This is a genomic window from Shewanella sp. WE21 (assembly GCF_002966515.1).
Classification (GTDB): Bacteria; Pseudomonadota; Gammaproteobacteria; order Enterobacterales; family Shewanellaceae; genus Shewanella; species Shewanella oncorhynchi.
On the sequence record NZ_CP023019.1, the window covers coordinates 5,190,068 to 5,206,198 of the forward strand.

Annotated in this window: 15 protein-coding genes; 8 read left to right on the forward strand and 7 right to left on the reverse strand. The window is 46.0% G+C overall.

Features of this window, described 5'->3' with window-relative positions; all coding sequences use genetic code 11:
- Positions 1 to 88: 88 nt before the first annotated feature.
- From megL to pspA, 6 genes are all read right to left on the reverse strand, one after another.
- Entirely contained in the window at positions 89 to 1,282 is a 1,194-nt protein-coding gene (gene megL / locus CKQ84_RS23380; protein WP_105252926.1) for a methionine gamma-lyase, read from the reverse strand.
- Between the two features lie 341 nt (positions 1,283 to 1,623).
- Positions 1,624 to 2,844 carry a TIGR01620 family protein gene (locus CKQ84_RS23385; RefSeq protein ID WP_105252927.1) on the reverse strand — a complete coding sequence of 407 codons (1,221 nt, stop codon included), beginning with the start codon at positions 2,842 to 2,844 and terminating at the stop codon, positions 1,624 to 1,626.
- Positions 2,841 to 4,301, reverse strand: a complete 1,461-nt coding sequence (locus CKQ84_RS23390; RefSeq protein ID WP_105252928.1) for a YcjX family protein — start codon at positions 4,299 to 4,301, stop codon at positions 2,841 to 2,843. The genes CKQ84_RS23385 and CKQ84_RS23390 overlap by 4 nt, the downstream gene beginning before the upstream one ends.
- A 113-nt stretch (positions 4,302 to 4,414) precedes the next feature.
- Entirely contained in the window at positions 4,415 to 4,801 is a 387-nt protein-coding gene (gene pspC / locus CKQ84_RS23395; RefSeq protein WP_028760457.1) for an envelope stress response membrane protein PspC, read from the reverse strand.
- On the reverse strand, positions 4,788 to 5,027 hold the full coding sequence (gene pspB / locus CKQ84_RS23400; protein ID WP_006081138.1) for an envelope stress response membrane protein PspB: 240 nt from the start codon (positions 5,025 to 5,027) through the stop codon (positions 4,788 to 4,790). Before pspB ends, pspC begins: the two co-directional genes overlap by 14 nt.
- A gap of 17 nt (positions 5,028 to 5,044) precedes the next feature.
- Positions 5,045 to 5,728: a phage shock protein PspA gene (gene pspA, locus CKQ84_RS23405; protein WP_006081137.1), complete on the reverse strand. Its 684-nt coding sequence runs from the start codon at positions 5,726 to 5,728 to the stop codon at positions 5,045 to 5,047.
- Positions 5,729 to 5,905: 177 nt separating this feature from the next.
- Here pspA and pspF point away from each other — a divergent pair, with 177 nt between their 5' ends.
- The 8 genes from pspF (at position 5,906) to CKQ84_RS23445 (ending at position 14,036) form a co-directional block, all read left to right on the forward strand.
- On the forward strand, positions 5,906 to 6,997 hold the full coding sequence (gene pspF, locus CKQ84_RS23410; RefSeq protein ID WP_105252929.1) for a phage shock protein operon transcriptional activator: 1,092 nt from the start codon (positions 5,906 to 5,908) through the stop codon (positions 6,995 to 6,997).
- Between the two features lie 69 nt (positions 6,998 to 7,066).
- The gene (locus CKQ84_RS23415) at positions 7,067 to 8,692 is read left to right on the forward strand and encodes an ABC transporter substrate-binding protein (RefSeq protein ID WP_105252930.1); all 1,626 of its coding nucleotides are present in this window, start codon (positions 7,067 to 7,069) and stop codon (positions 8,690 to 8,692) included.
- A complete protein-coding gene (locus CKQ84_RS23420; protein ID WP_028760461.1) occupies positions 8,692 to 9,723 on the forward strand; it encodes an ABC transporter permease subunit in 1,032 nt (343 codons plus the stop codon). Before CKQ84_RS23415 ends, CKQ84_RS23420 begins: the two co-directional genes overlap by 1 nt.
- Positions 9,710 to 10,600: an ABC transporter permease subunit gene (locus CKQ84_RS23425; RefSeq protein WP_105252931.1), complete on the forward strand. Its 891-nt coding sequence runs from the start codon at positions 9,710 to 9,712 to the stop codon at positions 10,598 to 10,600. The genes CKQ84_RS23420 and CKQ84_RS23425 overlap by 14 nt, the downstream gene beginning before the upstream one ends.
- 3 nt (positions 10,601 to 10,603) lie before the next feature.
- Positions 10,604 to 11,611 carry an oligopeptide/dipeptide ABC transporter ATP-binding protein gene (locus CKQ84_RS23430; RefSeq protein ID WP_028760462.1) on the forward strand — a complete coding sequence of 336 codons (1,008 nt, stop codon included), beginning with the start codon at positions 10,604 to 10,606 and terminating at the stop codon, positions 11,609 to 11,611.
- Positions 11,592 to 12,377 (forward strand): ATP-binding cassette domain-containing protein, encoded by a 786-nt coding sequence (locus CKQ84_RS23435; RefSeq protein ID WP_105252932.1) that lies wholly within the window; start codon positions 11,592 to 11,594, stop codon positions 12,375 to 12,377. Before CKQ84_RS23430 ends, CKQ84_RS23435 begins: the two co-directional genes overlap by 20 nt.
- Before the next feature lie 105 nt (positions 12,378 to 12,482).
- Positions 12,483 to 13,685, forward strand: coding sequence for an enoyl-ACP reductase FabV (gene fabV / locus CKQ84_RS23440; protein WP_105252933.1), 1,203 nt, complete (start codon positions 12,483 to 12,485; stop codon positions 13,683 to 13,685).
- A gap of 138 nt (positions 13,686 to 13,823) precedes the next feature.
- Entirely contained in the window at positions 13,824 to 14,036 is a 213-nt protein-coding gene (locus tag CKQ84_RS23445) for a molybdopterin-binding protein (protein ID WP_006085368.1), read from the forward strand.
- A 192-nt stretch (positions 14,037 to 14,228) separates the two neighbouring features.
- Here the strand turns inward: CKQ84_RS23445 and CKQ84_RS23450 are convergent, their stop codons facing one another.
- Entirely contained in the window at positions 14,229 to 16,094 is a 1,866-nt protein-coding gene (locus CKQ84_RS23450) for a SurA N-terminal domain-containing protein (protein WP_028760465.1), read from the reverse strand.
- Between the last annotated feature and the right edge of the window lie 37 nt (positions 16,095 to 16,131).

The following is a 16,131-nucleotide window of genomic DNA, read 5'->3' on the forward strand; positions in this document are numbered from 1 at the left end:
TGAGCCAGTGCTTGACTATGATAAAAAGATGCAAAAAGCATCCTTTTATCATTCAAATAACTAGCGGTCTTTAAAATAACAACATTCATTAAGCTAATCGAGCTAGCGCTTGGTTCAAGTCGGCGATGATGTCGTCACAATCCTCTAAACCAATAGAGATCCGCAACAAATTATCACCAATCCCAGCGGCAGCCCTCGCCTCTGGCGTATAAGGTGAATGCGTCATCGATGCAGGATGTTGAATCAGGGATTCAGCATCACCTAGACTCACCGCAATTGAGAACAACTTTAGATATCCGACAAAGGCCATGGCTTCTTCTAAATTTGCCGCCAGTTCAAACGCGATAACACCACCAGCACGCTTCATCTGCTGGCCAATGAATTTATGCCCTTGATGAGATTTAAGCCCGGGATAAAACACACGTGTAATGCTTGGATGTTCCGCCAAAAACTCTGCCACGCGCTGGGCACTATCGCAATGGCGCTGCAAACGCACATCTAAGGTTTTAAGGCCGCGTAAGATCAGCCAAGCATCATGTGGCGATATCACAGCGCCAATATCCTTTAAAATTTCATACTTCACTTTATGGAGCTGTTCTTCACTGCCACACACTATCCCCGCAATCACATCACCATGACCATTGAGATATTTAGTCGCACTGTGGATCACCAAATCAATACCAAAATCCAGCGGCCTCTGCAGTAATGGGGTCATAAAGGTATTATCGACAATACTGACTAACTGATGACGTTTAGCAATATTCGCAATTGACGCTAAATCAAATACCTGCAAATGCGGATTGACTGGGGTTTCACAGAAAATGACCTTAGTATTGGATTTGATCGCCGCTTCTATTTCTGTTACCGATGAAAAGTCCACTAGAGACACTTCAATACCAAAGCGGGCAAACTGAGTCGTCATTAGTGCATAAGTACAACCGTATACGGCATTCGACGCCACTAAGTGATCGCCCATCTGCAAATTAGCCAGCAATGCGGCGGATACTGCGCCCATACCAGAAGCAGTTGCTGCTGCGGCCTCTGCCCCTTCTAAAATCGCCATTTTACGTTCAAGCTCGGCAGTTGTCGGATTACCTAAACGCGTGTAAATATACCCCAGCTCATTGCCCGCAAATCGCTCACCACCTTGCTGTGCAGACTCAAACACAAAAGTCGCACTTTGGTAAAGCGGCGTCACTAAGGCACCAAAGGCCTCTCGCTCATGGCCGCCATGAATAACCTGTGTTGCCGCCTTCCACATCTTGCCTGACTCATCTCGCATACCTAGCTCCTTGTCATTGGTATTGAGCAGTTCCCGTTCTTGATTGATTGTTGGTGTGGAGCGCTCAATACCCGCATTATGGATAATCTAATAGATAAGTTAATGAAACATTAGCCCTATCGAATAAGCCCTACCATAACGCGGCCAAGCACTTAAGCCAGTGGCATGACGAAAATAGCAGCGTTCAAAAGTGTAATTAACTTGTTACATAGCACTTTTCAGTCGCACTTTGTCATACTCGCTACCTGTAAAAAAACATAAAAAATGCGCTAAGGAACCAGCCCATTAGCGCATTTATTTTGACGATTTGAATCAGCCAATTATTTGATATTAAATAGCATTTACTCTCTAGACTTATCTTTAGCTGGCCGAGAGACTTTGTCATCAACATCGGCGAACTGGCCTTTTAATGCGTCGCGACCTTCTTTGGTAAACAGCTTGCCTGAAAACTGCTTAAGTTCGATCAACAATTCCTGATGCACTTTAGACAATTTAGGCCTTTGATCTTCTCTAAACACAATCGGCCGACACAGCGCCATGGCTTGATATCCAAGGCGCGCCGTTAGCATACCGCCGCCTAAACCTTGGGCCAAGCGAGCAGACAATTTACCTGTCATTTCAACCGATAATAGCTGTGTTCCTAAATCTGTGACTAACTCACTGGTGCCCGCATAAATAATATTGATGATGATACTGCGGATAAGTTTAATTCGGCTCCAGTAACCAAGTTCAATGCCATAACAGCGGGCGACATCGCGCAGCATACGTTGATTACGCCAGAGGATAATCGCCATATCGAGCACAGCTAACGGACTCGCCGCCAGTAACACTGCCGACTCAGCCGCATAGCGTCGCACGACTTTTTTGGCCAGTTCATCTCGCTCCGTCAGCACTAAGTCCTCGAATAACAAGACTTTCTCGGCATCATTATGTTCATCTTTTAATGAACGGCGAAGTTGCTGCAAACCTTGGCTGTCTTCATAGTGGCAAACGATATTATCGATAAAGCTGTCTGCTTCACCCATTTGCATGCTCTGCGCTAGCCTTGCACCTGTTTCTTGAGTATCGGCGACCTGTTTGAGTCGCTTGAGCTTACGGTATTCACTGACTGCGCCCGCCAATGCCCACGCACTGACAACCCCAAGCACCACACCATAAAAACTGAACAACCAAGGGCTCTCAAGCCAAGCATCCCTCAGTCCTAATCCTGTTTGAACTACTACAAGCAGCAATAAACTCGCTACTGCCAGACGAGCGAGCCAAGACCAACGGCGTGATTTTAAAAGTTGAGGCGATACCGATTTAGCATCGATCATTTTTGGATGGGATGACAACGTTTCATCCATCAATTCCTCAATATCAGCAGCCACTTCTTGCACTGGCGTATGTGGATCAAAGGCTTTCGCCCCTTTGAGCTCCTCTTTGCTGGGTTTGAGCTCCACGACTTCTGGGTCAAACAGCTGCTGCTTTTTCAGCGGCTTATGTTCAACTGAGTGTGCAAATGAGTTCGCAGAAAAATTAGAAGCCTGCTCGTTAGCGTTATCCGATAGCTTTAGCGTCATTCCAACTTATCTCCCAGTAAGTACTGCAGCAAATGATCAAGACGAATATGGTCAAAGTGCACTTGAGATGGGTCAACATTGGCATTGCTCGGCGGTGCAAAGCCGACAAAGTTAAACCCTTGTTCACGCCAAAAATCGGGCTCAGGTAAGCGAGTGGGCACTTCGCCTGGAAACAAGGTCAGGGCTTTACCGTTGAGTCCCATCCCCTGCACGACTTCCACCTCGCCCTCTTGGGTCGTTACCATGCCATGGCGAGTCGCTTTAATGGCGCTAATCGCCATAGTCTCCACTTTACAACCATCGAAACTGGCAAAATGCTGGCTGTGTTTCAACATATCGGTCAGCAGGGACAAAACATGGCTCTGCTGATCGCGGGTCACATGGTCAACCTTGCTCGCGGCAAACAGCAAACGATCAATACGCGGTGCAAATAACCGCCGTAAATAACTCGATTGGCCAAACTGAAAGCTTTCCATAATGGCATTGAGCGCCGCGCCCATATCCTCAAATTGCTTTTTACCGCGATTCAACGCACTAAAACAGTCAACGAGTACTAACTGCCTATCAAAACCGGCAAAGTGGTTTTTATAGAAAGGCTTAACCACTTTAGCCACATATTCTTGATAACGTTTTTCAAGTACATGGAATCCACTGTGTTTATCGCTTTGCGAAAGCGCAGCAAACTTTTCATCATTAACCAATAACAGGGGGAAAAAAGCCAATAAGGGAGCACCCTGCCATTCACCCGGCAATAACATGCGCCCAGGTTGTGCTTGGTAATAACCTTGCACGTGCACTAAATCATTGAGTAATAACTGATATTGATCGGCAATCTGCTTTAATTGCTGCTCATCGGCGCTGGCGGCTAAATCCAATGAAATCAAAGATTGTTCAAACTCAGCATACAAAGGCGAGCTTTTAAGATTCTCGATGCGAACTTGTTGAGCGCGACACCAGGTTACAAAGTCTTGGCGCAACATAGGTAAATCGAGTAACCATTCGCCAGGATAATCGACTATGTCCAAATACAAGGTGGCGGTATCAGAAAACTTGGCCAGTAAGCCCTTCTTAGGTTGGTATTTAATCGCCAATCGTAACTCAGAAATAGTACGGGTAGAGGCTGGCCAGATCGCAGGTTCGGAAGTGAGCGCTAACATGGCGCCTTGATAATCAAAACTGGCGATTTCAAGATCCGGCTGCATGGCACGCTTAACACCGAGCAAACGCTGATCGCGGCTCACCTGCCAAAGTGGCAAAGCGCTGTTGTTGCGGGCGTGGGGTAACGTTGAGACAGGTCCAGAATTGAGTAACTGATTAACTAACCCTGTGATAAATGCGGTTTTTCCCGCACCAGAAAGCCCAGTCACGGCCAAACGTAAATGCCGGTCCGCGGTGCGATGTAACAGGGATTGGCCCTTTTGGGTTAATTTATGGAGCGAGGCATCAAGCATTCCCATAGAGACTTCCCTTATGTCGAATGATGTTAACTTATGTCAAGTGATGTTGACTATACACTGGAATGGAGCAGAGATTAAGCAACAAGGGCGGACATGGCCGCCCTTTAGAAGGGTTACAAACTATTGATTTGTCTTTTTAAATCAAAGTTGTCAGAGGTGACATGGCGTTCTAAATTTTGTAGCCTAACTTCTAGACTTCGAAATTGACGACTCACGTCGCTTAGCGCTTGCTTTGCGGGTTCTCCCGACTGCCACGGCTTCTTCTTCACCTCGATATCGTCTCTATCGTAATGCTTTTGCGGCTTGATGTCTAAAATCACCCACAAAGCGACATAGATGATAAATACCACACCTGAGCCGCCGAGTAAGAAGATAGACACAGTCAGCACTCGCACTAACCAAGTTTCAATCGCAAAGTACTCGGCAATCCCTGCACATACACCCGCTATTTTGCCTGACTGGGGAATGCGGTACAAAGTACGGCCATTAGATCCTCTCATGTTTCCCCCTCCATTCGGGCGATTCTGTATCCAGAATGGCCTCTAAGGTCTCGATACGCGCCGCCATTTTATCGGCCTTGGATATCAAATCATTGAGTTGTGAAAACTCTTCCTCAGTGAGTCCCTGGCTCACTTGTCGCTTACTGCGATAATGAAGAACTAACCATATTGGCGCGACTATCACCATGAAAATAATAATCGGCGCCATTAGCACGTCCATATCCATAACTCACCTCTGAATTGTTATTCTTTTGACTTAGTTGGCGCTTTACCTTTTACCTTGGCTTTGAGCGCTGCCAGTTCTGCATTCACAGAATCTTCCGCTTCTAGCGCCGCAAACTCATCGGCTAAGGTCTTCTTGCTGCCAAGATCGTAAGATTCAACTTGGGCTTCTAAGCCTTCGACACGGCGCTCATATTGCTCAAACTTGAGCATAGCATTGTCGATCTTGCTTGAATCTAGCTGCTTTTTCACTTCTAAGCGTGATGACGCGGTTTGAGTGCGCAAAATAATGGTCTTTTGACGCGCTTTTGCATCGAGCAGCTTTTCTTGCAACATGCCCACTTCATCTTTCAAGCGTGCGATATGTTCATCGATGACGGCTAACTCTTGATTCAGCGTATCAGCTAAACCGGTCGCTTTTTGTTTTTCAACTAAAGCGGCTTTCGCTAAGTCTTCACGGTCTTTGGACAGTGCCAGTTCAGCCTTATCTTGCCAATCTTGTACTTGCTCTAACACGCGGTTGATACGGCGTTGCAGCTCTTTCTTTTCAGCTAACACTTTAGCTGAGGTAGAACGCACTTCAACGAGTGTGTCTTCCATTTCTTGGATAATCAGTCGAACCATTTTTTCTGGGTCTTCGGCTTTATCCAGCAATGCGCTGATATTAGAGTTAATGATATCGGCGAAACGAGAGAAAATTCCCATAATCCTATCCTCAAATTGATGTTGGTCTCGTACAAGGTAATACACTAACCGTGCCAACTTTTACTTCTTATTTAAATACAGTAACTTAAACAAAACATTAACTTTTACTTCCTTTTACGCTTCAAGCCACTTATTATCATTTTCACCAAATTTTAGCGCGAAAGACTAAAAAATATCGTGGATAATAAATTTCAGCAAGACAACCTCATCGGTCAATCCAACGCCCTACTCGAAGTGTTAGAACATGTGTCGCAAATAGCGCCTCTATCTAAACCCGTACTGATTATTGGTGAACGTGGTACAGGTAAAGAGCTTATTGCCGAACGCTTACATTATCTGTCTAAGCGCTGGGATCAAAGTTTTGTTAAGCTAAACTGTTCATCTTTGAGTGAAAATTTACTCGAGAGTGAATTATTTGGCCATGAGTCAGGAGCCTTTACTGGCGCCAAAGGCAAACACGAAGGCCGCTTTGAGCGCGCCGACGGCGGCACCTTATTCCTCGACGAATTAGCCAACACTTCAGGACTTATCCAAGAAAAGCTCCTACGCGTTATTGAATATGGCGAATTTGAGCGGGTCGGCGGCAGTAAAACCGTGCAGGCTGATGTTCGGTTAATCTGCGCCGCCAACGAAGATTTACCATCACTTGCTGACGCAGGCGAATTTCGTGCCGACTTGCTCGATAGACTCGCCTTCGATGTAATCACTCTGCCCCCACTGCGTTGCCGCCCAGAAGACATAATGACGCTGGCGGAATATTTCGCCGTTGGCATGGCGCGCCAATTAAAGCTGCAGCTGTTCAGCGGTTTCAGCGCCCATGCGGTCGAGCAATTAATGACCCACGACTGGCCGGGTAATATCCGTGAACTTAAAAACGTTGTAGAGCGCAGCGTTTACCGTAATGGCGGTGAAAATAGACCCATCGATCATATTACCCTCGATCCCTTTGCTTCACCGTATCGGCCTAAAACTCGGATCAAGACCCGCGAACGTCAAATCACCTCAGTCGCGCCAACAACTGTTGCCAGTACGCCACAATCTGCGCCGACATTTGAGGCTGAAGTGCAAGTCAATACTGAGTGTTCAACGAATTGCTTTAATTTTCCGCTGGATTTTAAAGAGCAAACTGAGAAGTACGAAATGGATCTGATCCAGCAGGCACTCTCAAACAGCCAATATAACCAAAAGAAAACCGCCGACATGCTCGGATTAAGCTACCACCAACTGCGTGGCATCCTTAAAAAGTACAATTTACTTGATAAAGCATAAGCAGATTGCCCACAGGGGAGATGCACTGCTAAAATAGCCGTTCATAGTCGATAAAATAATGATTTATAAATGAGTGTGCTAATTAGACGCCTGTGCCTAACAACTGCAGTTTCTTGCATGAGTTGGTTGTTGGTCGCGTGTGGCCCCCAACGACTCCCTTCTGGTTTGGTGTATTGCTCCGAAGGGAACCCTGAGTCTTTTAATCCACAATTGGTGACATCTGGCACGACAATCGATGCCACCTCGCATCAAATTTATAGTCGCCTAGTGGATTATGACACCCAGTCAGGCAAGCTTGTCCCTGCCTTGGCGACGAGTTGGGCCATGTCTGATGATGGCTTAAGCTATCGCTTCACTCTCAGGAAAAACGTGCAGTTCCAGCATTCAAAGCGTTTTTACCCAACTCGCCCCTTTAATGCCGACGATGTGTTGTTCTCCTTTAATCGTATTATCGATACCCAGCATCCTTATCATTTTGTCTCCCGCACGGGTTATCCCTTCTTCCAAAGTATTGGCTTTTCTCAGCAAGTTAAAGGGATAGAGAAGATAAACGATCATGAAGTGGTCTTTTACTTAACCCGCAAAGACGCTTCTTTTCTGTCGAATTTAGCCACCGACTTTGCGGTGATCTTATCAAACGAATACGCGCAGCAGCAGTTAGCTTTAGGTCATCCTGAAAACGTCGACCACTTTGCCATTGGTACAGGACCGTTCACCTTAGTGCAATACGCTAAAAACGAATATATCCGCTATCGCCGTAATCCCGATTTTTGGGGAGAGCCAGCAAAAATCGATATGCTGGTATTTGATATCACACCCAAAAGTACAGTTAGGCTCGCTAAGCTTATCGCAGGAGATTGCAGCGTTTCTGCGCTGCCCAAAGCGGGTGAACTACCTGTTATCAAACAGCATCAAGAATTAAACATCGAATCACAACCAGGGCTTAACGTGGCATTTTGGGCCTTTAATACGCAAAAGCCACCGTTAGATGATGTTCGCGTACGTCGTGCACTGGCCTATGCTGTTGATAAACAAAATATCCTGCGAGCGGTTTATCAAAATACTGCCATTGAAGCCACCGGCGTTCTGCCGCCAGCATCATGGGCCTACGAAAATAACAAAGGACTTGTCGATTACAATCCGCAAAAAGCACGCGACCTATTAAAAGAAGCTGGTATAAAAAATCTCAGCATCAATATTTGGGCCATACCGGTTGCCCGCGCTTATAACCCCAATTCGTTGAAAACGGCCGAATTAATTCAATCCGATTTAGCAAACATCGGCGTAAAAGTGAATATCGTCAGTTACGATTGGAGCGTATTTAATCAGAGACTGAGCCGCGACGACTATGATTCTGTGCTGATTGGCTGGAATGCTGATAACAGCGATCCCGATAACTTTTTTAATCCGCTGCTGAGCTGCGCAGCAATGCAATCAAACAACAATCGTTCTCGCTGGTGTAACCCTGAGTTTGATGCCATCTTAAACAGCGCAAGGGAAGTATCAGATCAAGCGGAACGTAAAGTGATTTATCAACAAGCAGAAGCCTTTTTAGCTGAACAAGTACCTATGCTGAGTCTGGCCCATGCCAAACGTGTAGCGTTAACTCGTAGTGATATCAAGGATATGCAGCTTACGCCTTTTGGTGGGATTTCCTTCACCCATACTAGCCAAGCACCACAGGAGGCGAATTAATGTTTACATACCTACTGCGTCGCCTCAATTTATTTCTTGCTACTTCGTTAGTCATGGTGGGTGTCTTATTTTACGCTACAGGCTTGTTTCCAGTTGAGCGCACCTATGCACTCACTGGCATACATACACCGACGGCGACCCAACTGGTTCAAATAGAACAAGACTACAAATTAGATAAAAACCAAGCGTGGCAATTTATCGCTTACCTACAACAAAGGCTTAGCGGTAATTTAGGGATTTCAGTCACGTCACATCAAGAAGTCGCCGAAGAACTCAGTGCTGTCCTGCCCGCCTCCTTCGAACTTGCTGTGATGGCGGGCATTATCGCAATTTGCTTGGGCGTGCCCTTAGGCGTGCTCGCCTCCCAGAGTCAACATAAGCTCACCCAAAATACCATTATGGCGATTACCCTAACGGGCTACTCTGTACCCGTATTCTGGTTAGGTCTGTATCTTTCGCTTTGGTTTGGCGTCGATCTTGGTTGGTTACCAATTTCGGGACAAATCAATTTGCTCTATGAAATCAAGCCTGTCACAGGCTTTATGCTAGTGGATACCTTGTTGTCAGAGTCTGAATACGGCATGTCGGCATTTAAAGATGCCCTGCTGCATATCATTTTGCCAGCCACAACACTGGCCGTGTTACCTTTTACTGTAGTGGTTCGTAGCACCCGTTCGGCAATGGTGAATGTGATGAATCAAACCTTTATCCGCGCCGCCGAAGCCAGAGGCATGCATACTGGCACGATTATACTGCGCCACGCCCTGCCCAATGCGTTAATCCCCGTACTTAAACATTTAGGGCTAATGCTTGGCTCATTTGCCAGTTATGCCATAGTGGTTGAAATGATTTTCTCTTGGCCTGGTGTAGGATCTTGGCTAGTTTCAGGGATTTACCAACGGGACTATACTGTTATCCAAGGTGGGATTTTGGCCGTGGCCCTATTGATTATCTTCCTAAGTATCTTGATTGAAGTGCTGCACACAGCCTTTAATCCACTGAGCAGAAAAGACCTTTATGCCACCAGTTAAAATTTATCAAGAAGATCAAATAGCTTCTCCGACTATGCGGGTTTGGATTAACTTTTCGGCTAATCCTTTCGCCTTAGCGGGTCTGTGGACGATTGCATTTCTGCTCTTGCTAACCCTGTTTGGCCCTATGATTGCGCCCTTTCCGCCAGAAGCACAAGATCCAAGAGCCTTGCTGTTGCCACCCTCTTGGGACCCTTCAGGGACAGTGGCGCACTTTTTAGGGACTGACGATCTCGGCCGCGATATTTTTAGCCGATTATTACACGGCGCGCACTTGACCTTTGGCATGGCGCTGCTGATCGTCGTTACCGCATTATTCACAGGCTTTATCATAGGGTCGTTGTCGGGCATGATGCGGGGCTTAAAATCCAGTATTCTCGGTCATTTGCTCGATGCGCTGTTATCGATTCCTTCATTATTAATGGCCATTTTAGTGGTCGCTGTAATGGGACCAGGGCTTGAAAACGTGTTCTGGGCCGTCGGGATTGCCTTAACCCCACAATTTGTGCGCTCCATACACCAGTCAGTGCATGAAGAATTACAAAAAGAATATGTCACAGCCGCGCGTTTAGACGGCGCTAACTCGATGCAAATTTTTTGGTATGTCATTATGCCAAACGTGTGGGAAGTGGTGATTATTCAAACCACACTTGCCATTTCAGCTGCTATTTTAGATATCGCGGCCCTGGGTTTTTTAAGCTTGGGCGCACAGGCCCCGAGTCCAGAATGGGGTGCTATGGTCGCCCAAGGGATGGATAATTTACTAACTGCACCTTGGGCCGTAACTATCCCAGGCTTAGCGATTCTTTTCAGTGTGCTTTCCATTAACTTGGTTGGCGATGGCCTACGGTCGGCGCTTGCGCCCATCAGAAACTAACTTATGCCCTTACTCGACGTACGAAATCTAACGATTGAACTCGATACGCCCCACGGTAGAGTGCGGGCGCTAGAAAAAGTCAGCTTAACACTCAATGCGGGCGAAATTCATGGGCTAGTTGGTGAATCTGGCTCAGGACGAAGTTTGTTAGCCAGAGCGATTTTAGGCATCCCCGGACCCAACTGGACTATTACTGCAGACCGCATGATGTGGGATGGCAATAACTTGATGGCCATGAGCTCAAAAGAGCGCCGTAATCTGATGGGTTCAGACATGGCGATGATCTTCCAAGATCCGTCTGGCAGCTTAGATCCAGCACAAACCGTCGGCAGTCAGTTAATGCAAGCTATGCCTAAAAATCCTAGCGCCTATTTTTGGCAACGGCGCAGGCATGCAAGACTTACAGCACAGAAATGGCTGCATAAAGTCGGGATCAAGAATCCGCGGCAGGTGATGTCTAGCTACGCATGGGAATTATCCGAAGGCGAATGCCAAAAGGTGATGATTGCGATGGCGGTTGCTAACCAGCCTCGCCTCTTGATTGCAGACGAACCCACAAGCTCGATGGAGCTCAGCACTCAGGCGCAAATTTTCAGATTATTATCCCAATTAAATCAATTACAAAACGTATCGATTCTATTGATCAGCCACGAGCTGGAAACCTTAGCCCAATGGTGCGATCACTTATCCGTGCTCTATTGCGGTCAAGTCATGGAATCTGGGCCAACGGACGAAGTGATTAAGCAGCCTTATCATCCTTACACTAAGGCGTTACTCGAAAATATGCCCGACTATTCAGGCTCAGGTGGTCACAAGGCGATTATGCCTACCCTACCGGGTTCTGCGCCCGCCTTACAGCATTTGCCAATTGGTTGTCGTTTAGGGCCACGCTGCCCTGAAGCACAAAAAAAATGCGTTAATCAGCCAAATTTGAGTCATATCAAAGACCGCTATTTTGCCTGTCATTTCCCTTATCACGGCGAAACCCATAATGACGACCCCACTGCTTAAAGTTAATGACCTTTATAAAAGATATGATACTGGTTATAAGGGCTTTTCCCGCCAATATAACGATGCATTAGCGCCCGTATCCTTTGAACTCGAACGCGGTGAAACCCTAGCGATAGTGGGTGAGGCGGGTTCAGGTAAAAGTACTCTCGCCCGCATTTTAGTCGGTGCAGAGCCCCGCAGCGGTGGTGAGATATTTTTCGAAGGTGAAGCCTTAGACAGTCGCAATGTGAAGCAAAGATGCCGCTTAATTCGGATGATTTTCCAAGATCCGAATACTTCACTGAACCCGCGCCTAACGATTGGTCAATTACTCGATGAGCCGCTGCGTTTCAACACCCAAATGTCAGCGCAATCGCGGCACACCCAAGTGGTCGATACCTTACGAAAAGTAGGTTTATTACCTGAGCATGCGGAGTTTTATCCGCACATGATTTCCGAAGGGCAAAAACAACGAGTCGCAGTAGCACGAGCCTTAATGCTCAATCCTAAAATTATCATTGCCGATGAAGCCTTAACCGCTCTGGACCTTTCGGTGCGTTCGCAAATTCTTAATTTGCTGTTAAAACTGCAAAAAGATCTCGGCTTGTCTTATATCTTCGTGTCCCATAATCTCAATATTATTCGCCATGTCAGCGATAAAATTATGGTACTGCACAAAGGTGTAATGGTTGAAAAAGCTGATACAGAACAAATATTTAACTCACCAAAACATGAATACACCCAGAGGTTGGTCCAAGAGCAGAGTCTGTTTGTTCATAAACGCTAAACTGCTCCAACCACTTAAATAATCAGGTGAATTGGCTAAAAATAGGTGCCATTTACCCGCCGAAATATTTATCCTATTGGTCATTTTGATAGAAGAAGCTTAAACATGATTATCAAACCAAAAATTCGTGGATTCATTTGTACCACTACACACCCTGTCGGTTGTGAAGTAAACGTTCAAGAACAAATCACCTTAACTAAAGCAAAAGGCAAGATCGCTAACGGCCCGAAAAAGGTATTAGTGGTCGGTTCATCAAGTGGTTATGGTCTGTCTTCACGTATCGCAGCCGCTTTTGGTAGCGATGCTGCAACGATTGGCGTGTTCTTCGAAAAGCCAGGTACTGAAGCGAAACCGGGTACTGCAGGTTGGTACAACTCTGCCGCTTTCGACAAATTTGCTAAAGCGGAAGGTTTATATTCTAAAAGCATTAACGGCGATGCCTTTAGCCATGAAGCTAAACAAAAAGTCATCGAGCTTATCAAGCAAGATCTTGGTGAAATTGACATGGTTGTTTACTCACTGGCATCACCAGTGCGCAAACTCCCAGATTCAGGTGAGCTTATCCGATCAGCTTTAAAACCCATTGGCGAAACTTACACAGCGACTGCCGTTGATACCAATAAAGACTGCATCATTGAAGCCACCGTTGAGCCAGCAACTGAGCAAGAAATTGCTGATACTGTCACTGTTATGGGCGGCGAAGATTGGGAACTGTGGATCAAAGCCTTATCTGAAGCCGGTGTATTAGCCGATAACTGCAAAACCGTAGCCTATAGCTATATCGGTACTGAACTGACGTGGCCAATCTACTGGCACGGCGCCCTTGGCAAGGCCAAGATGGATCTGGACCGCGCAGCAAAAGCGTTAAATGAACAACTGTCAGCCACTGGCGGCAGCGCAAACGTCGCAGTGCTAAAGAGCGTTGTGACTCAAGCGAGTTCGGCCATTCCTGTCATGCCTTTATATATCGCTATGGTATTCAAGAAAATGCGTCAGGAAGGTCTCCATGAAGGTTGTATGGAGCAAATCTATCGCTTATTCAGTGAGCGTCTATTCCGTGCCGATGGTGCAAAACCTGAGACCGACAGTGATAATCGCTTACGTTTAGATGACTGGGAACTGCGTGAAGATATTCAGCAACACTGCCGTAATTTGTGGCCACAAGTGACCACAGAAAACTTATCAGAATTGACTGATTACCGTGAATACAAAGCTGAATTTATTAAGTTATTTGGTTTTGGTATCGAAGGCATTGATTACGATGCCGACGTTAACCCATACGTTGAATTTGACGTTATCGAACTCTAATCAACTCGATAGCGAATCACTGCTTATCACAAACGTTAAACGCCACTTTTTAGTGGCGTTTTTATTTATAACTCCCAGATTAAGATGCGCTACACTAGCTGCAGTTGACCCCTAATAATCCCTCAATAAGGAAAATCAATGAAAATTAGCGCAAGAAACACCCTCAGCGGTACAATCAAATCCATAGAAATGGGCGCTGTAAACAATGAAGTGACAATCGAACTTGCACCCGGTGTCGTACTGACCTCTGTGGTGACTAAAGCTTCCTGTGAGCGCCTAGGGCTCAAAGTGGGTGATTCGGCTTATGCCCTCATCAAAGCCAGCAGCGTAATGATTGGCGTTGATGATTAACCATTCAATTCAGTAACGTGGCGATTGAAGTAATGGAATATGGAGTCTGACAGTGTTGCGATAGCGGATATCCTTCGAACTTCATTGGTAAACTTTATCGAATTAAAAACAAAAAGGCCAAGTGAACTCACTTGGCCTTTTCTATTTAATCAGTCGGATAGTAAATTTAATAACTCACTATCCTCACTGAAATTATTCTTCTACAGGATAAAGCACCTTGGCATTGGCTTTAAGCGAATCGATCAAGCCACGGTAGTCTGCTTCACTGTATTGTGCGTTCAGACGTTGTTTAAGTGCATTAACTAGCTCATCACTCACACCTTCTGCAGCGTTGACTTTATCCAGTGCAACCACTGCATAACCGTTTGCTAAACCAACGGTATCGACAACAGGAGTTGTACTTGGTGTTGGCATTTGGAACGCTTTGCCTACAATCGCAGCATCAACATCTTGCGCGCCACGGCCTAGTTTCGCTTTAGACACTAAACCAAGATCAGTTGCACCCGCTTTAACTTGTGCCATCAGTTCCTGTGCTTTTGCACGGGCGGCTTCGTTTGCTTGATCTTGCTTCAAGCGCTCAGTGATGTTGGCTTTCACTTCAGCTAAGGCCAAAGTGCCCGCATCGTGATGTTCTTTCACTCGGATAACAACCACATGGTTAGGTTCAAGCTCAATCACTTCACTGTTTAAACCTTTCAGCATCACAGTTTCAGAGAAGGCCGCTTTAACTAAGTCAGGCTTGTTTAGCTCAGCAGGTGCGTTATCGCGAGAAAACAGTGCTGTAGTCTTAACATCAACGCCAACAGCTTTTGCGGTTTCAGATAGTGTATCTGGCACTTCATAGCTGGTATCCGCTAATTTACTTTGTAAGCTATAGAACTGGTCAACCGCTTTCTTATCTTGCAATTGAGCCACTATCTTAGCTTTCACATCAGCAAACGGTACAGTCGCGCCAGATTGCACATCTAATAGCTTGATAATGTGGAAACCAAAGTCTGTTTTAACCACCGCAGAATGTTGGCCTTTATTTAATGCAAATAAAGCGGCATCAAATGCGGGGTCCATTACACCAGGTTCAAACCAATCCAGTTTACCGCCCTGCTCTGCACTCAAAGTATCATCAGAGTTAGCTTTAGCCAGATCAGCAAAATCGGCACCGCTATCTAATTGCTTAGCGAGATCTTCAGCCTTGGCTTTTGCTGCCGCTTCATCGTTACCTGGCATAACCAAAATATGCGCGGCAAGACGCTTCTCGTTAGAAACATATTGTGCTTTATGTTCTTCGTAATACGTTTGTGCTTCTTCATCAGAAACTGGATTATTTTTAGCAAAATCAGCAGCATTCAGTTCAACATATTCTAAGCTCACCATCTCAGGGCTCATAAACTGCCCTTGGTTTGCGTCGTAATAGTTTTTCACTTGCTCGTCAGTCACAACCGCTGTCGCTAAGAATGGTGCAGAATCGACAATAACATAGCGCACATCACGGGTTTGGCCTTGTAACTCAGCCAATTGCTTAGCTTCGCCAGGTAACACGAATTCAGTACCCACAAGGGCTGCAGTTAACTGACGACGGGTCATATCGACACGCATCATGTCTCTGAAAGTCTGTGGCTGATAACCTAACTGACGCAGAATCGCCTGATAACGATCGTTATCAAATTTGCCATCAGTTTGAAATGCCGGTTCAGCTCTCATTGCAGCAACAATTTGCTCATCAGATACACGTAGACCCATAGCCTTAGCAGCTTGATCTATCAACTTGTCAGCCACTAAGCGTTCTAATACGCTCTGCTTAATGCTTTGTAAGTATTTTTCGTCAGCAGATAACGCAGCAAACATTTCACCTAGCTGTTGCTCCATGCGAGAGCGCTCGCTCTGGTACGCCTGCTCTAGCTCGGCTTTAGTGATCTTGTCACCGTTCACTTCTGCCGCAGGCACATCAGTTGTTGAACCTAAGTAACTACTGACTCCTGCAAATGCAAAAGATAAAATCACAAGTACGAGAATGCCTTTAGCAATCACGCCTTGCGAACCATCGCGGATCTTTTCTAACATCAGATTTCTCGCTTGTTGCGATTAACAAAATAAAAAG